Here is a 20,068-nt window from a genome sequence, read left to right on the forward strand (position 1 = left end):
GTCAGCCGCTCTGCTGGGTCATCACCATCGCCAGCGTCAGCAGCCCCAGCACCACCCACCCGAACCACAGCCAGCCGTTGCTGCCGAGCGCCACCGTGTAGGCCGTCACCACCACGAGACCGCCGACGGTGAGCACCCCCATCGCCTTGGTGGAGCCGTTGGAACCGTTCGAACCGTTCGCAGAACCGGGCATCGCGACACCCTCCTCAGGGTCCGTCCCCCTCCATGGTGCCCCCGTTCTGCTTCCGGACGGTGCAGACGGCGAAATGAAAGCCGGCCGTCCACGTGGCCTCACTCGTCCAGGAGTGTGCCTCGTACACGGAAGGATCGAATCCGTACTCCTGGGGCGGTACGTCCCGTGCGCACGCCTGGTCCTGCTGTTTCCCCGCCCTGGCCAGCGTCAGGTCGGCGGCCAGCCGCGTGAACCCGAGCACCTCCTCGTCGTGCGGCCCCGAGCAGGAGACGAGCACGGCGGTCCGCCTGGGCGGCAGCCGGAGACAGTCCCGCTTCTGCATGGTGGCGTTGCCCACGAACGAGGCGCCTGTCGTGCGGTACCCGTCGAGCGGCCCGTAGACGGGTCCGTGCGCCCCCAGCACCAGACAGGCGACCCGCCCCCCGGTCGCCTCGAACCCGTCCCCGCTCGGTACGACGGCGACGGACCGCACATCCGCGAGCTTGCCGCGCAGCTCCCTGGTCCGCTCCTCGCACCCGGCGGGCCCCTTCTCACGAGCCTCCGAGGCGGAGGCCACCGGCACGAACGTCATCACCTGGCCGTCCGGTGCCCTGTCCGCGCAGGTCGGGTCGACGGTGAGGGTCGGGGTGCCCACGAAACGCGTCCCGCTGGACCACTCGGCGACCACACAGTCACCGCCCTTGAGGGGCTGCGCAAGGCCCACCAGGCTGCCGTACGGCGGCCCGGCCGCGGAACCGTGGCTCTCGTGCGCGAGCGCCCACCAGATCCCGGCCCCGGCCAGCACCAGCCCCAGGGCGGCGGCGATGGCGGCACGCAGGGCATGCGGGTACGGACGGCGCCGGTGGCCGGGGCGGCCGGGGCGGTGGCCGGACGGGGGGTCGGCCGGGGTATCGGGCCGGGGAGCGGGCGACGGGACCGGGCTCGACACGAGGTCGGGTGCTCCGAAGACGGGCACCTCCGGTGCGTCGCCCCAGGGCGGTGCGGAACCCGGATCGGTGCGCGTACGGACGTACGCATCCGCCTGCGACGACACGATCAGCGACAGCGCGGCCTCGGCCTCCACCGCCGACATCCGCCGCGCCGGATCCTTGACGAGCAGCGCGAGCAGCACCGGCGCCAGCGCACCTGCCCGCACCGGCGGACCGGGCTCGTCCGTCACCGCGGCGGAGAGCTCCGAGTAGTCCGAACCGCGCTCGAACGGCCGCCGCCCCTCCACCGCGTGGTACAGCGTGCACCCCAGCGAGAACAGATCGGCGGCCGGTGTGGGCGGCCCGGCCATGACCCGCTCCGGCGCCACATACCCCGCCGTCCCGACCAGCGCCGACGGCTGCGTGTACCGGGTCTCACCGCCGTACGGCTGCACCGAGATGCCGTAGTCCGTCAGCAGCACACGGGCATACGGCGCCCCGGTGCGGTCGGGCGCCAGCAGGATGTTCGCCGGTTTCACGTCCCGGTGCATCAGACCCCGCTGGTGTCCGGCCGTCAGCGCGTCCAGGACGGCGAGGCCGATCCGGGCGCACTCGGCGGGCGGCAACGGGCCGCCCCGCCCCACCAGCACCCGTAGATCGACCGCGTCCGGCACGTACTCCATCACGATCCACGGCAGCCCGTCGTGCTCCAGCACGTCGTGCACGGTCACCACATGCGGATTCCCGCGCAGCCCGGCCGCGTGCCGCGCCTCCGCCCGGGCCCGCGCCACCCGGTCGGCGCGCTCCCGCTCGTCCGGACCCTGCAGCACCAGCTCCTTCAGCGCGACCTCGCACTCCAGCACCGGGTCGTGAGCGAGCCAGACATGCCCCATACCGCCGCTGCCCAGCTGCTTCAGCAGCACGTACCGGCCGCCGATGACCCGGCCGTCTCCTGACACAGGGGTTCCTTCGCCCATCCGGTCACTCCCGGGTTCGCGTTCGCGTTCGGTGTCACGTGGTGCCGGAGCCGGTACCGTCCGCCGGCACCGGTTCGCTGGGCGCGGCCGGTTCCGTTTCCGACGGAGAAGGGCCGGTGGCGCTGTGGGCGACGGACGGGGAGTCCGGCGGTGGATCCGGGGAGGCCGGCGGGGCGGGGGAGGTCCCCTGGTAGGCGGAGGAGGGCGGGTCCGAGGGCGGCGGCGGACCCGAAGCGAGGGGCGAGGCCGCGCGGGACGGCGTACCTGAGTCCGACGGCGTGCCCGATGAAGACACCCCCGACGGCGACGAGGACGACGATGACGGGGACCCCGGACCCGACGACGTGGACCCCGGACCCGATGACGTGGACCCCGCGTCGGATGACGAGGATCCCGGATCCGATGACGAGGATCCCGGATCCGATGACGACGAGGACCCCGCATCCGAGGACCGAGACGTCGGATCCGATGACGACGAGGACCCCGAGTCCTCCCCTCCCACGGATTTGTATTCGGAGGACGACGATCCGCCGGAGTCGTCCCCGCTCGTGCCATCGGCCACCCGCAGGGTGACGTACTCCCCGAACGTCAGCGGTGTCCCCGCCACCGGGTCCGAGGCCAGTACCCGGGCGTCGTCGGGCGGCGGCTCGGCACTGTCGTAGGTGACGGCCAGCCCCGCGCCGGAGAGCCGTCCGCTCGCCGCGCCGAAGGACAGGCCGATGACATCGGGGACGGCATGCTGCTCGCCGGTGCTGAACACGGTGTCGTGCGCGCCCGTCGTGCCGACCGGCCGCTCGAAGCCTTGCTCGGGGTCGGCGACATCGACGAGCGCGAGTTGCCTCAGCGGCCGCGCGGCGGGTCGTACCGCCGTCACCTCGTGCTCGTCGTAACCCGGCCACTCCTTGTTGCCGTGCTCGAAGTCGACCTTGATGCGGCCGGTGTCACCCTTGAAAGGCCGCAGTGGATTTCCGCACGAGCACTTCACGGCGGGCTGTCCCTGCTGATCGACGAGAACGGCGATTCCGGCCTGGAGCAGGGAGTCGTAGGGCACTGCGGTGCCGCTTCTGTAATCGTGGTTTTTCACGAGGGTGTCGTGACGCAGGAGCACCGGAGTGAGCCGGTCGAGAAAATCAGGAATGTGTTCGGTCGAGATTTTGAAGACACCGGCCCAGGCCTGTGCCTTGCGATGATTCACGGGATCGGTGAGGAATTTCTTCAGTTTCTCGACGTCGCAGATCGTCGGCTGCCGGGTTCCCCCGTAGAGACCGGGCGCGTCCCCTTGCTGCAGGTTGCCGCGCACCGGCAGCGAAGGGGCCTGTCTGTCGTGGCCGAGCCCCTGGCCCTCGTCGAAGAACGGGTCGAGCGCCGGCACACCGACGGCGGCCGCCTTGACGTCGAGCGAGTCCCGCCCGCATCCGCTGAGTATCAGTACCGGCACCAGAACGACAAGCACACATGCCTGGTGCAAGAAAGCGCGAAGTGTCATCACCGCTCCCCCCGGCGGTTATCCCATCGCGCTTTATGCTACTGAACGAAAACCCTTTCAGCCCTTGCGTGCGTTCAGTGAGGCCAAATAGGCGTTGTACGCCTCGAGTTCCTTGTCGCCGTCCCGGTCGGCGGCCCGGTCCGTACGCCGGGCCTGGCGCTGTTCCGAGCTGTACCACTGGAACAGCAGTGCGATCAGCACCAGCACGGACGGAATCTCACTGAACGCCCAGGCGATCCCGCCGGCCGCGTTCTGGTCGGAGAGCGCGTCGATGCCGAGCGAGGCGGGCGGGTTCTTGAACGTCTCCACCATCGGTTCCGAGGCCATCATCAACGCGATACCGAAGAAGGCGTGGAACGGCATGCCCGCGAACAGCTCCAGCATGCGCATGAGATACCCCGGCCGGTGCGGCCCCGGGTCCACGCCGATGATCGGCCAGAAGAAGACGATACCGACGGCGAAGAAGTGGACCATCATCGCGATGTGCCCGGCCCTCGAGCCCATGAGGAAGTCGAACAGCGGCGTGAAGTAGAGCGCGTACAGGCTCGCGACGAACAGCGGGATCGTGAAGGCGGGATGGGTGATGACCCGCATGTAGCGGCTGTGCAGCAGGGCCAGCAGCAGCTCACGCGGCCCCTTCCGGCCCTTCCCGGCGACCGGCAGCGCGCGCAGTGCGAGGGTGACCGGGGCGCCCAGCAGGACGAAGATGGGCGACAGCATGCTGATGATCATGTGCTGCACCATGTGCACGCTGAACATGACCATCCCGTAGTCGTTCAGCCTGGTGCACATCACGAGCATGACGGTCAGCACACCGACGACGAACGACACGGTCCGCCCCACGGACCACGAGTCCCCGCGCCGCCGCAGCCGCACCACACCCCACCCGTACAGAGCGAGCCCGGCCACACAGGCGACGAGAAAGAAGGGATCCGCCGACCACTCCAGCCCGCGCCCCAGCGTGAACGGCGGCAGATCCATGGTCATGCCGTGCCCGCTGTGATCCATCCGGCGGCTCCTGATTCGTGGGGGGTTGTGCGTTTCCTGCCGACCCCAGAGTAGAACCGCCCCCGACCGCACTTGCGACCGGGGGCGAGTGTCCCTGCCTCCAGGGGCGCAGGGAACTGCGCGAGCAACCACGCACGATCCGCACCCGGCGACGAATCCGCACCCACTACGGCGCTGCCCCTAAAGCACGGTCTCCGCCTCGTCGTACCGCCCGGAGGGAACCGTCTTCAACGTCTCCACGGCCTCGGCGAGCGGCACCATCACGATGTCCGTCCCCCGCAGCGCGGTCATGTGACCGAACTCGCCCCGGTGCACCGCCTCCACCGCATGCCACCCGAACCGCGTCGCCAGCACCCGGTCGTACGCCGTCGGCGTCCCGCCCCGCTGGACGTGCCCGAGGATCACCGGCCGCGCCTCCTTGCCGAGCCGCTCCTCCAGCTCGATGGAGAGCTGCCGGGCGATCCCGGCGAACCGCTCATGGCCGTAGATGTCCTTGCCGCCCTCGTCGAACTCCATCGTGCCGGCCTTCGGCTTCGCACCCTCCGCCGCGACGACGATCGCGAACCGCTTGCCCGCCTCGAACCGCTCGCCGACCCGGCGGGCCAACTCCTCGATGTCGAAGGGCCTCTCCGGTACGACGATGGCGTGCGCGCCGGCGGCCATGCCGGAGTGCAGGGCGATCCAGCCGGTGTGCCGCCCCATGACCTCGACGACGAGCACCCGCTGGTGGGACTCGGCGGTGGTCTTGAGCCGGTCCAGGGCCTCGGTCGCCACGCCCACGGCCGTGTCGAAGCCGAAGGTGACGTCGGTGACAGCGATGTCGTTGTCGATGGTCTTCGGGACGCCGACGATCGGCAGGCCCGCGTCGGACATCAGCCGGGCCGCCTTGAGCGTGCCCTCACCGCCGATCGGGATGATCGCGTCGAGACCGAGCTCGGCGAGATGGCCCTTGGCCCGCTCCACACCGTCGCGCAGATGCGAGGGCTGGACGCGGGAGGAGCCGAGGATCGTACCGCCGCGGGCCAGGATGCCGGCCACGGCGTCGAGGTCGAGCTTGAGATAGTCGCATTCCAGGAGGCCCTTCCAGCCGTCCCGGAAGCCGATGACCTCGTCGCCGTGGTCGACGACGGCACGGTGCACGACGGACCGGATGACGGCGTTCAGGCCGGGGCAGTCGCCGCCGGACGTGAGGACACCAATGCGCATAGCCCGAACAACCTTCTTCACGTGGGCCGAGGACCGGACCACGCTGTCCGGCTGACAACGCGGCCACCCTACCGGCGTGAGGGGGTGCCTCCCTAGCGGGCGTCCGCCTGTTGGACGCGCCCGCACATGTGAGCGGACGCGCTGTCAGGCGGGCTCCGAACCGGCCCCGCCGAAACGGTCAGGCAGGCTGCTGCGCGGACGCGATCCGCTCGTTGCGCAGGGCCTCGTACCAGCGGTCGTCGATCGGCGGCAGCGCGTTGACGTCGAGCGCCAGCTTCAGCAGCAGGTCGGCGATGAGCGGGTTGCGGGCGAGGACCGGCCCGTGCATGTACGTGCCGAAGACGGTCTCGTTGTACGCGCCCTCCGTGCCGTCCCCGGTGCCGTTGCCCTTGCCCAGCTGGACCCGGGCGAAGGGGCGGGCGGTGGGGCCGAGCTGGGTGACGCCCTGGTGGTTCTCGAACCCGGTGAGCTGGGGCAGCCCGAGCCGCGGGTCGATGTCGGCGAGGACGTCGCCGACACACCGCTCCCCGGTGCCGCGCACGGTCGTCACGTCCAGCAGCCCGAGGCCCGGCTCCCGCTGCCCGAGATCGTTGATGAACTCGTGACCGAGGATCTGGTAGCCGGCACACACGGAGAACACGATCGCGCCGTTCTCCACCGCGCGGTACAGATGCCCGTCGCGGCGCAGCCGCTCGGCGGCGAGCCGCTGCGGACGGTCCTCGCCGCCGCCGATCAGGTAGATGTCGCCGGAGGTCGGGATCGGCTGGTCGCTGCGCACGTCGAGCCGGGCCACGTCGAGACCGCGCTGCCGGGCCCGGCGCTCCACGACGAGCGCGTTGCCCTGGTCGCCGTAGGTGCTGAGCAGGTCCGGGTAGATCCACACCAGCCGCAGTTGGTTGTCGCTCATGAAGTCTTCGTCCTTCGTGGTCAGTTGCCGACGCGGCGGCGCAGGTCCTGGAACGCGGTGTAGTTCGCGATGACCTCGATACGGCCCGGCGGGCACATCTGCACGGCCTGGTCGAGCGAGTCGCAGACCTGGAAGTGCTGGTTCGCCACCTCCAGCCGCACCGCGAGGTCCAGCTTGCGGTCACCCAGCACGAAGATCGGGTGGCCGGTGAGGCGCGTGTAGTCCACGTCCCACAGCCAGGAGGTGTCGGTGCCGTCCGCGCCGCGTGCGTTCACGGAGAGGATCACCGGCGCCGGCGGCGGGTCGATCAGCGAGAACGTCTCCAGCCAGCCGGCCGGGTTCTTCGCCAGCAGCAGCCGCAGATCACGGTTCTGGAACTGCACGACGTCGTAACGTCCCGCGACCGCCTGCACCTGGTACATCCGCTCCAGGGCGACCTGCGGCGGCACCCCGAAGACGGCGGCGACGGCGGCCGAGGAGGCGGCGTTCGCCTTGTTGGCACGGCCCGGCAGCTGCAGATGGATCGGCCAGGCGGAACCGTGCGGGTCGAGCACGTGGTCGCCCGACAGCACCCAGCTCGGGGTCGGCCGCCGGAACCCGCACTCGCCGCAGAACCAGTCGTCGCCCGGGCGCTGCATCACGCCACCGCAGGACGGGCAGGACCAGGCGTCGTCCTTCCACATCTGCCCGGCCGCGACCCAGACCACGTTGGGGGAGGAGGACGCGGCCCACACCACCAGCGGGTCGTCGCAGTTCGCCACGATCACGGCCTTGGACCCCGCGAGGCCCTCCCGCCAGTTCTCGGCGAGCATCCGGGTCTCGGCGGCGCGGTCGAGCTGGTCGCGGGAGAGGTTGAGCAGGGCGATGCACTTGGGTGCGGTGTCCCGGGCCACCCCGGCCAGGTACTTCTCGTCGACCTCGATGACACCGAACTTCGCGTCCGAGCCACCGGCCAGCGCCGAGGTGATGCCGGCGGGCATGTTGGCGCCGAGCGCGTTCGAGACGACCGGCCCCGCGGCCTTCAGCGCCTCGGCGATCAGCCTGGTGGTCGTCGTCTTGCCGTTCGTCGCCGAGACGAGCGTGACGTCCAGGTGGGTGGCGAGCCGGGCGAGGAGATCGGGGTCGAGTCTGAGTGCGACCTTGCCACCGATCACGGATCCGCTGCCGCGTCCCGCCGCACGGGACGCCGCCGCGACCGCCTTGCCCGCGGTCACGGCGAGCTTGGCCCGCGGCGTGAGCGGGTCCGAGTTGCCTGCCATCAGTTCTCGATCCTCCTTGCGTACGCGCCGCGCCTCAGCCATCCGGCAACGTGGTGTGAGGCCAGCCTATCGAGATCCATTCGCACACCCGAATTCCGGCCCTCGCCTGCGCGGCGGGCAGGGGCCGATCCGAACCGTACCCTTGCGGCCATGCGACACGGTTCCATTCCGGGCTCCCGCGGGCGGGTCCGGCCCCTCACCCTGCTCGGCGACCCCGTTCTGCACGCCCCCTGCGCGGACGTCACCGACTTCGGCCCCGAACTCTCCCGACTGGTGGAGGACTTGTTCGCGACGATGTACGCGGCCGAGGGGGTGGGCCTGGCGGCGAACCAGGTGGGGGAGTCGCTGCGGGTGTTCGTCTACGACTGCCCCGACGACGAGGACGTCCGCCACCTGGGCCACGTGGTGAACCCGCGCCTCGTGGAGGCCGACGGCGTGACGATCCGCGGCCCCGAGGGCTGCCTGTCCCTGCCGGGCCTGGAGGCGGGGACAGAACGCTACGACCACGCGGTGGTCGAGGGCTTCACGGCGACGGGGAAGCCGATCACGATCCACGGCACGGGCTTCTTCGCGAGATGCCTGCAACATGAGACGGACCACTTGGAAGGCCGCGTCTACGCCGACCACGTCACGGGCCGGCGCAAGCGCAAGCTGATGCGACAGGTGGCGAAGTCCTCTTGGCGCCGCTGAGGGCAACCCCCAGGGGCGCGGGGCTGGGTCGATATGCGGCTCCGCCGCGTGGGCGCGACAAGCCCCCACCGGCGGTCAGCCGAAACCGAACCCTTCAGAATCCCGGACCGCCTATTTTGTCCCCCGCCGCCGCCAGCCGCCCCCACAGCAAATCAGCCAAGCTCTTGACCAATTCCGCACGGGAGCACGGCTGTTCCCCCAGCCACCAGTCCCCGGCCGCATGCATCATCCCGACGATCCCGTGCCCCCACACCCGGGCCAGCTGCTGGCTGTTCGGCCCCAGATCCAGCCGGTCCTCGATGACCTGAGCCAGCTCCTCACCCATCCTCCGCAGCAGCGGAGCCGAGTGCTTGCCCACGTCGAACCCCTGCTCGGACCCCGTGCTGCCCTCGGCAGGGTGCATCAGGAACCGGTACACCTGAGGCCGCGCCTCGATCGCCGCGAGGTACGTGTCCAAGGTCGCCTCGACCCGCTCACGGCGCTCCGCGGGAGCGTCCAGCGCGGCCCGCAGTGAGTTCAGCAACGCGTCCGTGTGCCGCTTGGCCAGCGCCGCGTACAGCCCGCCCTTGTCGCCGAAGTGGCGATAGAGGATGGGTTTGGTGATGCCGGCCTCGGCCGCGATCGCGTTCATGGAAGCCTGTGGACCGTCGCGCAGTACCACCCGGTCGGCGGCCTCCAGCAGCTCGCGCCGTCGGCGGTCGGCGGACCGCTGCTGTTCGGTCCGCTGTGTGGTGTCCATGTGCTCTCCCCACCCCGTGCTGTTTCGGTACTGCTCGCGCAAACTAACACCTGACAGCCATCCCGTATCGAACTGGCTGCCGAGGTGACCTCGGGAGTTGACTTTTCCTACCGACCAGTAACAGACTCGGGTTACCGCTAGTAACACATTATGCGCCGCCGCTGGAGGGGTCATGGCCGAGTTCACCATGGAGCTCAACGACGAACAGAAGGAGGTCCGGGACTGGCTGCACGGTTTCGCCGCCGATGTCATTCGTCCCGCGGCCGCCGAATGGGACGAGCGTGAGGAGACTCCCTGGCCGGTCATCCAGGAGGCCGCGAAGGTCGGTATCTACTCCCTCGACTTCTACGCCCAGCAGTACTTCGACCCCACCGGCCTCGGCATCCCGATGGCCATGGAGGAGCTGTTCTGGGGCGACGCGGGCATCGCGCTCTCCATCGTGGGCACCGGTCTCGCCGCCGTCGGCGTCCTCGCCAACGGCACCGAGGAGCAGATCGGCACCTGGATCCCGCAGATGTACGGCGACGCCAACGACGTCAAGGTCGCCGCGTTCTGCTCCTCCGAGCCGGACGCCGGCTCCGACGTGGGCTCCATGCGCACCCGGGCCGTCTACGACGAGGCCAAGGACGAGTGGGTGCTCAACGGCACCAAGACCTGGGCGACCAACGGCGGCATCGCCAACGTCCACGTCGTCGTCGCGGTCGTCGACCCGGAGCTCGGCTCCAAGGGCCACGCGTCCTTCATCGTCCCGCCGGGCACTCCGGGACTCGCCCAGGGGCAGAAGTTCAAGAAGCACGGGATCCGCGCCTCGCACACCGCCGAGGTCGTCCTGGACAACGCCCGCGTGCCGGGCTCCTGCCTGCTCGGCGGCAAGGAGAGGCTGGACGAGCGCCTGGCCCGGGCCCGGGAGCGGGCGAAGTCGGGCGGTGAGCGCGTCAAGAACGCGGCGATGGCGACGTTCGAGGCGAGCCGGCCCGCGGTCGGTGCGATGGCCGTCGGTACGGCACGTGCCGCCTACGAGGTCGCCCTCGACTACGCCATGACCCGTGAGCAGTTCGGGCGGCCGATCATCGACAACCAGGGCGTGGCCTTCCAGCTCGCGGACATGCGTACGTCCATCGACGCGGCCCGGCTGCTGGTGTGGCGGGCGTCCTGGATGGCGATCAACGGGAAGAAGTTCACGGCCGCCGAGGGGTCGATGTCGAAGCTGTTCGCCAGCGAGACGGCCAAGAAGGTCACCGGACAGGCGATCCAGATCCTCGGTGGCAACGGCTACACGCGGGAGTACCCGGTGGAGCGGATGCACCGGGATGCGGCCATCTACACGATCTTCGAGGGCACGAGTGAGATCCAGCGCCTGGTGATCGCCCGGACGCTGTCGGGGATGCCGATCCGGTAGCGCCGTTCGGGGTGCTGCGCGACACGGTCTGCGGGCGCGTCGTGGCTGGTCGCGCAGTTCCCCGCGCCCCTTTGGGGCGCATCCACTCACCGGAGTTTCAAAGGCGTCAGCTGCTCGATGTCGTAACGTTTCCGGAGTGCCTCGATCGCCTCGTGGTCGGGGGGACCACCATTCCCCAGGATCTCCAGCAACTCCTCGAAGTAACGCTCGTGATCGGGCGGCGGAGACGCCTGGAAGAACATCCTCGCCGGTGCCTTTGTCGGGTTGGCGAAGGCGTGCGGGCAGCCGGGCGGTACGACGATCACCGTGCCCGGGGTCGCCCGCATCACCTTTTTGCCCGAACTCGACTGCCACTTCTGCCAGTTGTCGGGGGTGCGGATGCGGGGCTCGAAGGCGAGGACGTCCAGCTCGCCTTCCAGCACATAGAACAACTCCTCGCTGCGGGTGTGCAGATGAGCGCCCACGTCGAAGCCCGGCGGGACCTCCACCTCGAAGGTGGAGGCGCTCCGCGAGTGCGTGCCCGTCACCTTGAAGGTGACGCGCTGGGCCGGCGTGTGGACCACACGCCCATGACCAGGTGGCACAAGGAGTCCCTCGGTCGCCGTCATGGGGCGCTCACCACGTCACCGGAAGGGCCTCGGGCCCCCGGATCAACGCCCCCTTCTTGAAGGGGACCTGGTCCGGGGGGACCGCGAGCCGCAGCCCGGGCAGCCGGTCGAGGAGGGTGTCGACCAGCAACTCCTCCTCCAGCCTGCCGAGCTGGCCGCCGGGGCAGTAGTGCGGGCCGAACCCGAAGGAGACGTGCGGGTTGGGACTGCGGGCGAGGTCGATCGTCTCGGGGTCCGGGAAGACCTCCGGGTCGCGGTTGGCGGCCAGGTACGAGACGTAGACCGCATCGCCCGCGCGGATCCGTACGCCACTGATGTCCATGTCCGCCATGGCGATCCGGGACAGCCCGACCGCGCTGCGGTGCGGGATGTAGCGCAGGAGCTCGTCGATCGCCCGGGGGCGGATCGCCGGCTCGGTGCGCAGCCGGTCGAGGAGGTCGGGCCGGGTGAGCAGCAGAAAGAACATCTGCCCGCTGTTGTTGGTGACCGCCTCGCCGCCGATCTGGAGGAGGACGGCGAGACCGACGGCCTCCTCCAGGGTGATCTCACGGCGGCCCACGGCGGTGCCGAGCAGGGAGGTCACGTCCTCGCCGGTACTGCCGTCGCGCAGCGCGATGAGGTCACCGAAGTAGGCGCTCATCTCACGCTTGGCCCGCTCGCTGACCTCCTTGCCGTGGCTGGAGGACAGGATCAGCTGGGTCCAGAGGTGCATGGTGTGCCGGTCGGCGGCCGGGACGCCCATCACCTCGCAGATCACCGCGATGGGGAACGGGCTCAGGACCGTCGCGGTGAGATCGGCGGGCGGGCCGTCCTGGACGAGTTCGTCGACGAGCTCGTCCAGCATCCGGCGCGCCTTCTCCCGGACCCGCTCCACGCCCTTGGCGGTGAGCGCGGCGGCCACCGAGCGGCGCAGCCGCGTGTGGTCGGGCGGGTCCAGGAAGCCGACCGCACCGCGATCGGGGATGAAGTGCGGGGCGAGCCTGGTGACCGGGTGGTCCGGCACCGCCTCGCGGCTGAACCGGGGGTCGTTGGCCACCGCTCGTACGTCGTCGTACCCGGTGACCAGCCACGCCCAGCCCTCGCCGTTCGGCAGCTGGATCCGGGTGATCGGACCCTCCCGCATCAGTTCGGCCAGGGTGGGGTCGAAGTCCACCCCCGTCAGGTCCGGCACTTCCCAGTGCCGGACCGGACAGGCGGCCTCGCCAGGAGCTTCGTCGGCGGGGTCGAGTGGTTCCGTGAGTGTCATCTCGGTCAGTCCGCCCCTTCGTCCGAACGCCGCCAGCGACCCAGCGACATCTCCGCGGTGATGCCGGGACCGAACCCGGCGAGCAGTCCGCGCGCCCGGTGCTCGGCACCGCCCTCGTCGAACATCCGGCGCAGTGCGTCCAGGACGACGGCGCTGGCGATGTTGCCGTACTCGGTGAGCGTGGCCCGGCTGAACCGGAACGCGTGCGGATCGACCTGGAGGAACTTGCTGAGGTCGTCCAGGATCCGCGGGCCGCCCGCGTGGACTATGTAGAAGTCCAGGTCGGAGGCGTCCCAACCGTGCAGTCCTGCCAGGTCCTGGAGCGCCGGCGCGAGCGGCTCCATGGTCGCCGGGACCCGCTTGTCCAGCAGGAAGTGGAACCCGGTGGCCCGGACGTCGTACATGATCCACTCTTCGGTCTTGGGGATCAGGTACGACCCGTTGCGTTCGAGCTCGACGCCGTCGCCGCCCTTGCCGCGGACCACGGCGGCGGCGATGCCGTCACCGAACAGGCCGTTGGACAGGAGCGAGCCGATGCCGAGGTCGGTCGGCTGGTAGCACAGCGAGCAGAACTCGCAGGCCACGATGAGCGCGTTGGCGTCCGGGTACGCCGAGCAGAAGTCGTGCGCCCGGTTGATCGCCGCCCCGCCGGCCGCGCACCCCAGCTGGGCGATGGGGATCTGGCGGGTGGTGGAGTCGAAGTCCATCTCGTTGATCAGCCACGCCGTGAGCGAGGGCATCATGAAGCCCGTGCACGAGACGTAGATGATCACGTCGATGTCGCTGGTGAGCAGTTCGGCGTCGTCGAGTGCCCGCTGGATGACTGCGGGGACCCGGGCCTTGGCCTCGACCTCGTAGAGCTTGTTGCGCTCCTCGAAGCCGGGGTGCTTGAGGGTTTCCTCGATCGGCTGCACGATGTGCCGGGTGCGAACGCCCGTGTTCTCGATCAGTCTCAGCGCCAATGGCAGCTGCGGGTGGTTCTCGTGGTGGGAGCGCGCCAGTTCCAGCGTCTCCTCCATCGTGATCACGTACTCCGGGACCGACACTGAGGGCTTGCACAAAGTCGCCATGAACCGTGCCTGCTTTCAGCCTTCCGGCGGGTTTGGGCCCGCCGGCCAGAAGGTGGTTCACCTCAGGAGGTGGTTCCCTCACGATCACCCGTGAGGGCGATGATCTCGCGCCGGACTACTCCGAACCGGTGACCCCGTGTCAGGGTCGGATCAGCACAGAGGTACCTCGACGAGGAGGACGCGATGCCCGGCACGGCCGCGGAAATGCTGAAAACCACCAGGTCAGAGCTTGCCCCGGACCCGGACGCCAATCCATTGGTCCCGCTCGTCGCCAGCGGCCGGGCGAGTCTGGAGACACTCGCCGCGCTGGCCCTGGAACAACACCGGGTGATCCCCGCCGACCGGCGCGCGTTCCTGCATCTGGCGCAGCGCGCCGACGAGGAGCAGGCGGCCGCCGGGTTCTTCACGATGCTGGCCGAGGGCGAGGAACTGGCGGCAGAGCGGCTGGGCGCGTTCATGGTGGCGTGCGAAGTGGATCAGCGGCGCAGGCAGGCGTACGAGCCCCTACCGGGCTGCCAGGCGTACCCGGCGTACATCTCCTGGCTCGCCCTCAACGCCGCCCCGACGGACGCGGTCCTGGCCATCACGGCCAACTTCGCGACATGGGGGACGTATTGCGCGCGCATCGCCCAGGGTCTGCGCGAGCACTACGGCTTCACGGACGAGGCCTGCGCGTTCTTCGACTTCTTCGCAGAACCGGCCCCGGCCCTGGACGAGCAGGCAGAGGCGGCGGTGCAGGCGGGACTGGAGTCAGGACGCCTGAACGAGAAGCGGGTGTACGACTACGGGAGATTGCTCCAGGCATACGAGGAGATGTTCTGGTCGTCGCTCAGCACACTCACGTAGGGGCGCGGGGCTGTATCGATTTGCGGCTACCGCCGCGTAGGCGCGACCAGCCACGATGCACCCGCACCCGCCAACTCAGCTGCTCTGCCCACTGCTATGGGCGATACAAGCCACGTCGATCCGATCGGCAAGCTTCGCGAGCTCAATGGTCAGTGCGGCAACCGTGTCCTCGTCGAGCCCACTCTCCCCGGCCTCCACGAGCCGCAGCCACCGCCCGCCCATGGTCCGCAACAACTTACTCACGTCGGCCGCAGCCACCTGCAAGGTACCGCGGTCGTCGACGACCAGAGGCAGAGTCACTTCGCGGTTCACACCCGGATCGTAGCCGCGTAACCGTCACGCACCCTGCCAAACGGTGGTGATGTTGCAGAACTCCCGGATTCCGTGCCCGGACAGCTCACGCCCGTATCCGGACCGCTTCACACCCCCGAAGGGAAACGCCGGGTGGGAGGCGGTCATGCCGTTGACGAACACGCCACCGGCCTCCAGATCCCGTACGAACCGGTCCACCTCGGCCTCGTCCCGCGTCCAGACGTTCGAACTCAGTCCGAAGGGCGAGTCGTTGGCGATGAGCACCGCCTCGTCCAGGTCCCCGGCCCGGTACAGCGTGGCCACCGGCCCGAACGCCTCCTCGTGATGGATCCGCATGTCGCGGTGGATCCCGGCGAGCACGGTCGGCGGATAGAACCAGCCGGGCCCGTCCGGCCGCTGCCCGCCGCACAGCAGCTGAGCACCCGACCGCTTCGCGTCCTCGACCAGCTCCTCCAGATCCTTCCGGCCCTGCTCGCTGGAGAGCGGCCCGACATCCGTGCCCTCGTCCATCGGGTCGCCCATGCGCAGCGCCGCCATGCCCGCCACGAAACGCTCGGCGAACGCGTCGTAGACATCCGTGTGGACGATGAACCGCTTCGCGGCGATGCACGACTGCCCGTTGTTCTGCACGCGCGCGGTCACCGCGGTCTTCGCGGCCCGGTCGATGTCGGCGGACGGCATCACCACGAAGGGATCGCTGCCGCCCAGTTCCAGCACCGTCTTCTTGATCATCTCCCCGGCGGTGGACGCGACCGCGCGGCCCGCCGGCTCGCTGCCCGTGAGCGTCGCCGCCCGCACCCGCTCGTCACGCAGGATGTCGTCGACCGCGCCGGAGCCGATCAGCAGCGTCTGGAAGCAGCCCTCGGTGAAGCCCGCCCGGTGGAAGAGGTCCTCCAGGTACAGGGCGGTCTGCGGGACGTTCGACGCGTGCTTGAGCAGGCCCACGTTGCCCGCCATCAGCGCGGGTGCGGCGAACCGGACCACCTGCCAGAGCGGGAAGTTCCACGGCATCACGGCGAGCACCGGACCGATGGGGCGGTAGCGCACCCGCACCCGCGACGCGCCCGAGTCCTTCACGTCCGTCTCTGCCGGCTCCTCGTCGGCCAGCAGTTCCTCCGCGTGGTCGGCGTACCAGCGCATCGCCTTCGCGCACTTCGCGGCCTCCGCGCGGGCCTGTTCGACCGGCTTGCCCATCTCGGTGGTCATCGTGCGCGCGATGTCCTCTTGGTCCCCGTCCAGCAGGTCCGCGGCCCCGTGCAGCAGCCGGGCGCGCTCGGCGAACGTGCTCGTGCGGTACGTACGGAACGTGGCCTCGGCGAGTTCGAGCCGGCGTTCCAGCTCGTCCTCGTCCATGGCCTCGAACGTTTCGAGCGTCTCGCCGTTCGCCGGGTTGACCGTCGCGATGGGCATGGCTGACCTCCCTGGGAGCGGGCTTGCTATGACCTTCCCGCGCGGCTCTCGGGACCGCAACGCGTGGGCGTCCCTTCAGCCCGAGTGCTCCGCCAGCCGGTCCAGAAACGCGGCCTGCGCCTTGACGATCAGCTCACGGGCCCGGTCGGGAGGCAGCCAGGCGACCCGGTCCAGCTCCGGGAACTCCTGGATCCGGCCCGACCGCGGTGGCCACTCCATCTCGAAGGTGCCGGGGGCGATGGCCGCCGGGTCCAGGTCCGCCTCGATCGCCCACGCCGTCACGATCTTGCCGTTGGTCTGCCGGACCTCGCCCAGCTCGATCGCCTCGCCGTCCGGCGGCGGCAGGCCCAGCTCCTCCTGGAACTCGCGGCGGGCCGCCGCCCAGGCGGGCTCCTCCGGCCCGTACTCGCCCTTGGGGACGGTCCACGCACCCGCGTCCTTCTTCGCGAAGTAGGGGCCGCCCATATGGCCGAGCAACACCTCAAGACCCTCACCGGTATGCCGGAACAACAGCAGTCCCGCGCTTCGCTTCGGCTCCGTCAACGCCGTACCTCCGGGTGGGCGGCCAGCAGGGTCTCCACCGTATCGGCCTCCTCCGGCCGCTTGTCCTCGCGATAGCGGACGACCCGGGCGAAGCGCAGGGTGACTCCGGCCGGATAGCGGGAGGACCGCTGCAGACCGTCATAGGCGATCTCGACCACGAGTTCGGGGCGTACGGTCACCACCCAGCCGTTGTCCGAGACCTCCAGCTCCTTCAGCCGGGCGGTCTGCCACTCCAGCATCGCGTCGGTCATGCCCTTGAAGGTCTTGCCGAGCATGGCGAAGCCGCCGTCCGCGGTGCGGGCGCCGAGATGGAGGTTGGAGAGCCTGCCGGTGCGCCGGCCGTGGCCCCATTCGGCGGCCAGGACGACCAGGTCGAGGGTGTGCACCGGCTTGACCTTCAGCCAGGCGGCGCCCCGGCGGCCCGCGCTGTAGGGGGCGTCGAGGGCTTTCACGACCACGCCCTCGTGACCGCGCTCCAGGGTGGCGGTGAGGAACTCCTCGGCTGCCGCCGTGTCCGCCGGCCCGGACACCGGCGCCCGGCGCACCCGCATCGGCTCGGGGACCAGCCGGGCCAGTTCCGCGTGCCGTTCGGCGAAGGGGAGGTCGAGAAGATCGTGGTCGCCGACCGAGAGCGCGTCGAAGAAGACGGGAGAGACCGGGATCTCCTCCGCGGCCTTCGCCACATCCACCCGGGAGCCGACCCGGCCCGCCGTCTCCTGGAAGGAACGGGGGCGGCCATCGGCGTCGAAGGAGATCACCTCGCCGTCGAGGATGAACCGGTCACCCGTCAACTCCCGCGCGACTGACGTCACTTCGGGCAGGCGGTCGGTGATGTCGTCGAGCGTGCGGGTGAAGATCCGGACCATGTCGCCGTCCCGGTGGACCTGGACCCGGATGCCGTCCAGCTTCTCCTCGACCACACACGCGCCCAGCTTCGCCACCGCCTCGGCGACCGAGGAGGCGGTCTGCGCCAGCATGGGCAGCACCGGCCGGCCGACGGTGAGACGGAAGCGGGCGAGGGCGGGCGGGCCGTCCGCCAGCAGCGCCTCGGCCACCGTCTGGAGCGACCCGGCGAGCATCACCGCCCGGCGGACGTCCGCCGGGTCCGCGTCCGTCGCCTGCGCGAGCCCTTCCACGGCCACCGCGTCCAGGGCGCCCTGCCGTACCTCACCCGTGATCAGGCCGAGCAGGAAGCGCTGCTCGTCCGCCGTGGCCTCGCCCATCAACTCGCCCACGATCCTGCCGCGTTCGGCCTGCGAGCCGGGTCCGGAGACCTTGCCGAGACCGGTGAGGCGGGCGTCGACCTCGCGCACGGTGAGGGACGGTTCGGCGGCTGCCGCGACCGGTCGGCTCAGTACCTTCCAGCCGACCCCGAGGCGGCCCTGCGGGAGCCGCCCGGCCAGGTAGGGGATGACGACCGGCACGTCGTCGGGGGCCGTCTCCCGGAAGAGCTCGGCGAGCAGCGCGGTCTTGCGGGACCTGGCCGCGGTGGCGGCCACCTCCCGGGACACTTCGGCGAGCCGGGTCAGCAGCATGCAGCCATGGTGCTACGGACGGGGCCCGACGACACCCGTACGTCCCCCGCACGGCGCCCGCGAGGGGGTCACGCCGGGGCGGTGCCGTACACCTGCGCGGCGTTGGGGCGTGGCGCCGGGCGGTGGCGGGCCGCCGGGCCCTCGGCGAAGGCGCGCAGCAGGTTCTCCGTGGTGCGGGTGACGAAGGCGCGGGTGGCCGCGTCCATGCCGTGGTGCCGGCTGCCGTCGCCGGTGGCCGCCATCAGGGCCTCCACCCAGCGCATGGTGCCGGTCGCGAAGACCCCGGCGCCGCTCGGCACGGTGTAGTACGCCGAGTCGCCGTGGCTGTGCCGGCCTTCGCACACCAGGGGGGAGTGGGCCGTGATCTCCAGCGGGCCGGGGGCGGCCGTGCCGGGGAGGACCCGGTCGTACTCGACGCCCACGAGATGGTCGAAGCCCTCGCCGGCGCGGACTCCGGTGCCCTCGTACAGCCAGTGGTCCGGCGCCGTGACGACGTAGGGGGCGTCCACCGGGTAGCCCTCGTAGAGCACTCCGGTGAGCGAGGACTCCGGGTCGGCGCCCGGTGCCGCGCGGAAGTCGGTGGTGACCAGGGCGGGCCGGGCGGGGAAACAGGGATCCGCGGTGTACGAGGACTTGTAACAGACGACGGTTCGGCCGGGGCCGCTGTCCGACGCCTCTATCCGGACGCGCCGGAAGCAGGTGTTGGCACCGAGGAAGGCGATGTTGGTGCCCGCGTCGCGGGCGGCCGTGACATGGCGGCGCTGCTCGGGCGTCCAGTACTCGTCGTGCCCCAGGCAGACGACGGCGGTGGCCCCGGCCAGCACCCCGGGGTCGGTATGCACGTCCGTCCCCGTGGTGTAGGCGAGCGGAATGCCCAGCCGCTCGGCCAGCACGACCGCCGCCCACTCGTAGACCAGGAACTTCTCCGCGCCGTTCTGGTCGTAGGGCCGGTCGAAGGTGACCGCCAGCGAGCGGCCCGCGTAGCTGCCGTCGGAGCCGGCGTACAGGCTGAGCCCGCCCCACCTGTTGTACGCCTGCCAGGTGGCCGGGGCGTGCAGGAGGACGGTACGGCCCGCACCGTGCGTGGAGCGCAGGATGAGCGGGACGTACCGCTGGTGGCCGCTCTCGGCCTCCAGACGCAGCAGGTACGCGCCCTCCGGCCAGCCGGTCGTGTCCACGGTGAGTGTGCGCGGCCAGTCGGCGCGCACGGTGCGGGTGCCGGAGAGGATCGCGGGGGACCGCTGGGCGCGGCCCGGGATGCGCGGCGAGAACCAGACGCGCCGGGCCTGTTTCCCGCCGTACCAGCCGACCCGCAGCGCCGAGACCCGGAAGGCGGCGGCCGTGGTCGAGACGGACAGGCCGAACTCCGCGCCCGGTGTCACGCTCACCCGGTCGGCGTAACCGGCGATCGCGTCGGGAGCACCGAGGGACCCGATGCGCCAGTCGGCGGTCCCCGGACGGTCGCGCTCCGCCTCGGGCAGCCGGGCGTCGGGGGCCGCGGACCGACGGGCCGAGGCCGATCGCTCACAGGCGGCCACCGCACCGAGCCCGGCGCCCGCGCACAGCCCGAGGAACCGCCTGCGCGCGGGCCCGGCCCCGGGCACGGACGACGACTCCTGCCGCTCCACACCGTCCACACCGCCTCCTAGGCCCCCGCTCACCGTCACGGTCCCGGGCTCCCCGGACCCGCCGCGTCATCACTGTCCTGGGCCTCCTGGGCCCGGCT

19 protein-coding genes are annotated in these 20,068 nt (G+C 70.6%); 3 read left to right on the forward strand and 16 right to left on the reverse strand.

Annotated features, from left to right (window positions below; genetic code table 11):
* Nucleotide 1 precedes the first annotated feature (1 nt).
* The 7 genes from ACIRR9_RS46130 to ACIRR9_RS46160 all read right to left on the reverse strand — a co-directional run bounded on the left by ACIRR9_RS46130 (nt 2) and on the right by ACIRR9_RS46160 (nt 7,944).
* Complete coding sequence (locus ACIRR9_RS46130) at nt 2-193, reverse strand: hypothetical protein (RefSeq protein ID WP_123978810.1); 192 nt, start codon at nt 191-193, stop codon at nt 2-4.
* Nucleotides 194-206: 13 nt separating this feature from the next.
* On the reverse strand, nt 207-2,078 hold the full coding sequence (locus ACIRR9_RS46135) for a protein kinase (protein WP_403765091.1): 1,872 nt from the start codon (nt 2,076-2,078) through the stop codon (nt 207-209).
* 34 nt (nt 2,079-2,112) lie between these two features.
* Nucleotides 2,113-3,564 carry a DUF6777 domain-containing protein gene (locus ACIRR9_RS46140; RefSeq protein WP_403765093.1) on the reverse strand — a complete coding sequence of 484 codons (1,452 nt, stop codon included), beginning with the start codon at nt 3,562-3,564 and terminating at the stop codon, nt 2,113-2,115.
* Nucleotides 3,565-3,621: 57 nt separating this feature from the next.
* A complete protein-coding gene (locus tag ACIRR9_RS46145; protein WP_403765095.1) occupies nt 3,622-4,572 on the reverse strand; it encodes a cytochrome c oxidase assembly protein in 951 nt (316 codons plus the stop codon).
* Nucleotides 4,573-4,752: 180 nt separating this feature from the next.
* Nucleotides 4,753-5,778 (reverse strand): 6-phosphofructokinase, encoded by a 1,026-nt coding sequence (locus tag ACIRR9_RS46150; RefSeq protein ID WP_403765097.1) that lies wholly within the window; start codon nt 5,776-5,778, stop codon nt 4,753-4,755.
* 178 nt (nt 5,779-5,956) lie between these two features.
* Entirely contained in the window at nt 5,957-6,685 is a 729-nt protein-coding gene (locus ACIRR9_RS46155) for a glutamine amidotransferase (RefSeq protein ID WP_365345180.1), read from the reverse strand.
* Nucleotides 6,686-6,705: 20 nt separating this feature from the next.
* Nucleotides 6,706-7,944 carry a MurT ligase domain-containing protein gene (locus ACIRR9_RS46160; protein WP_365345178.1) on the reverse strand — a complete coding sequence of 413 codons (1,239 nt, stop codon included), beginning with the start codon at nt 7,942-7,944 and terminating at the stop codon, nt 6,706-6,708.
* 150 nt (nt 7,945-8,094) lie between these two features.
* Between ACIRR9_RS46160 and def the strand changes: the two genes are divergently transcribed.
* Nucleotides 8,095-8,634 (forward strand): peptide deformylase, encoded by a 540-nt coding sequence (def, locus tag ACIRR9_RS46165; protein ID WP_403765100.1) that lies wholly within the window; start codon nt 8,095-8,097, stop codon nt 8,632-8,634.
* Nucleotides 8,635-8,728: 94 nt separating this feature from the next.
* Here the strand turns inward: def and ACIRR9_RS46170 are convergent, their stop codons facing one another.
* Complete coding sequence (locus ACIRR9_RS46170; protein ID WP_403765102.1) at nt 8,729-9,373, reverse strand: TetR family transcriptional regulator; 645 nt, start codon at nt 9,371-9,373, stop codon at nt 8,729-8,731.
* A 172-nt stretch (nt 9,374-9,545) separates the two neighbouring features.
* Between ACIRR9_RS46170 and ACIRR9_RS46175 the strand changes: the two genes are divergently transcribed.
* On the forward strand, nt 9,546-10,772 hold the full coding sequence (locus tag ACIRR9_RS46175) for an acyl-CoA dehydrogenase family protein (RefSeq protein WP_365345171.1): 1,227 nt from the start codon (nt 9,546-9,548) through the stop codon (nt 10,770-10,772).
* 86 nt (nt 10,773-10,858) lie between these two features.
* On the opposite strand, the gene ACIRR9_RS46180 is transcribed toward ACIRR9_RS46175, so the two are convergent.
* The 3 genes from ACIRR9_RS46180 to ACIRR9_RS46190 are packed head-to-tail and all read right to left on the reverse strand — an operon-like array spanning nt 10,859 to nt 13,696.
* Nucleotides 10,859-11,380, reverse strand: coding sequence for a cupin domain-containing protein (locus tag ACIRR9_RS46180; RefSeq protein ID WP_403765104.1), 522 nt, complete (start codon nt 11,378-11,380; stop codon nt 10,859-10,861).
* A gap of 7 nt (nt 11,381-11,387) precedes the next feature.
* Nucleotides 11,388-12,635: a cytochrome P450 gene (locus tag ACIRR9_RS46185; RefSeq protein WP_403765198.1), complete on the reverse strand. Its 1,248-nt coding sequence runs from the start codon at nt 12,633-12,635 to the stop codon at nt 11,388-11,390.
* Nucleotides 12,632-13,696, reverse strand: coding sequence for a type III polyketide synthase (locus ACIRR9_RS46190; protein WP_365345165.1), 1,065 nt, complete (start codon nt 13,694-13,696; stop codon nt 12,632-12,634). The genes ACIRR9_RS46185 and ACIRR9_RS46190 overlap by 4 nt, the downstream gene beginning before the upstream one ends.
* Nucleotides 13,697-13,879: 183 nt before the next feature.
* Between ACIRR9_RS46190 and ACIRR9_RS46195 the strand changes: the two genes are divergently transcribed.
* The gene (locus tag ACIRR9_RS46195) at nt 13,880-14,542 is read left to right on the forward strand and encodes a transcriptional regulator (protein ID WP_403765106.1); all 663 of its coding nucleotides are present in this window, start codon (nt 13,880-13,882) and stop codon (nt 14,540-14,542) included.
* Between the two features lie 75 nt (nt 14,543-14,617).
* Here the strand turns inward: ACIRR9_RS46195 and ACIRR9_RS46200 are convergent, their stop codons facing one another.
* The 5 genes from ACIRR9_RS46200 to ACIRR9_RS46220 form a co-directional block, all read right to left on the reverse strand.
* Nucleotides 14,618-14,854: a DUF6213 family protein gene (locus ACIRR9_RS46200; protein WP_365345163.1), complete on the reverse strand. Its 237-nt coding sequence runs from the start codon at nt 14,852-14,854 to the stop codon at nt 14,618-14,620.
* A gap of 24 nt (nt 14,855-14,878) precedes the next feature.
* Nucleotides 14,879-16,264 carry an NADP-dependent succinic semialdehyde dehydrogenase gene (locus ACIRR9_RS46205; protein WP_403765108.1) on the reverse strand — a complete coding sequence of 462 codons (1,386 nt, stop codon included), beginning with the start codon at nt 16,262-16,264 and terminating at the stop codon, nt 14,879-14,881.
* A gap of 75 nt (nt 16,265-16,339) precedes the next feature.
* Complete coding sequence (locus tag ACIRR9_RS46210) at nt 16,340-16,807, reverse strand: NUDIX domain-containing protein (protein ID WP_365345159.1); 468 nt, start codon at nt 16,805-16,807, stop codon at nt 16,340-16,342.
* Nucleotides 16,804-18,342: an ATP-dependent DNA ligase gene (locus tag ACIRR9_RS46215; protein ID WP_403765110.1), complete on the reverse strand. Its 1,539-nt coding sequence runs from the start codon at nt 18,340-18,342 to the stop codon at nt 16,804-16,806. The genes ACIRR9_RS46210 and ACIRR9_RS46215 overlap by 4 nt, the downstream gene beginning before the upstream one ends.
* 68 nt (nt 18,343-18,410) lie before the next feature.
* Nucleotides 18,411-19,979, reverse strand: a complete 1,569-nt coding sequence (locus ACIRR9_RS46220; protein ID WP_403765112.1) for a N,N-dimethylformamidase beta subunit family domain-containing protein — start codon at nt 19,977-19,979, stop codon at nt 18,411-18,413.
* Between the last annotated feature and the right edge of the window lie 89 nt (nt 19,980-20,068).

Source organism: Streptomyces sp. NPDC101234, assembly GCF_044767525.1.
Lineage (GTDB): Bacteria > Actinomycetota > Actinomycetes > Streptomycetales > Streptomycetaceae > Streptomyces > Streptomyces sasae.

Bases quoted from the DNA above. Each gene is read 5' to 3' on its own strand.
- ACIRR9_RS46130 (WP_123978810.1), bottom strand. From the start codon at position 193: ATGCCCGGTTCTGCGAACGGTTCGAACGGTTCCAACGGCTCCACCAAG.
- ACIRR9_RS46135 (WP_403765091.1), bottom strand. From the start codon at position 2,078: ATGGGCGAAGGAACCCCTGTGTCAGGAGACGGCCGGGTCATCGGCGGC.
- ACIRR9_RS46140 (WP_403765093.1), bottom strand. From the start codon at position 3,564: ATGACACTTCGCGCTTTCTTGCACCAGGCATGTGTGCTTGTCGTTCTG.
- ACIRR9_RS46145 (WP_403765095.1), bottom strand. From the start codon at position 4,572: ATGGATCACAGCGGGCACGGCATGACCATGGATCTGCCGCCGTTCACG.
- ACIRR9_RS46150 (WP_403765097.1), bottom strand. From the start codon at position 5,778: ATGCGCATTGGTGTCCTCACGTCCGGCGGCGACTGCCCCGGCCTGAAC.
- ACIRR9_RS46155 (WP_365345180.1), bottom strand. From the start codon at position 6,685: ATGAGCGACAACCAACTGCGGCTGGTGTGGATCTACCCGGACCTGCTC.
- ACIRR9_RS46160 (WP_365345178.1), bottom strand. From the start codon at position 7,944: ATGGCAGGCAACTCGGACCCGCTCACGCCGCGGGCCAAGCTCGCCGTG.
- def (WP_403765100.1), top strand. From the start codon at position 8,095: ATGCGACACGGTTCCATTCCGGGCTCCCGCGGGCGGGTCCGGCCCCTC.
- ACIRR9_RS46170 (WP_403765102.1), bottom strand. From the start codon at position 9,373: ATGGACACCACACAGCGGACCGAACAGCAGCGGTCCGCCGACCGCCGA.
- ACIRR9_RS46175 (WP_365345171.1), top strand. From the start codon at position 9,546: ATGGCCGAGTTCACCATGGAGCTCAACGACGAACAGAAGGAGGTCCGG.
- ACIRR9_RS46180 (WP_403765104.1), bottom strand. From the start codon at position 11,380: ATGACGGCGACCGAGGGACTCCTTGTGCCACCTGGTCATGGGCGTGTG.
- ACIRR9_RS46190 (WP_365345165.1), bottom strand. From the start codon at position 13,696: ATGGCGACTTTGTGCAAGCCCTCAGTGTCGGTCCCGGAGTACGTGATC.
- ACIRR9_RS46195 (WP_403765106.1), top strand. From the start codon at position 13,880: ATGCCCGGCACGGCCGCGGAAATGCTGAAAACCACCAGGTCAGAGCTT.
- ACIRR9_RS46205 (WP_403765108.1), bottom strand. From the start codon at position 16,264: ATGCCCATCGCGACGGTCAACCCGGCGAACGGCGAGACGCTCGAAACG.
- ACIRR9_RS46215 (WP_403765110.1), bottom strand. From the start codon at position 18,342: ATGCTGCTGACCCGGCTCGCCGAAGTGTCCCGGGAGGTGGCCGCCACC.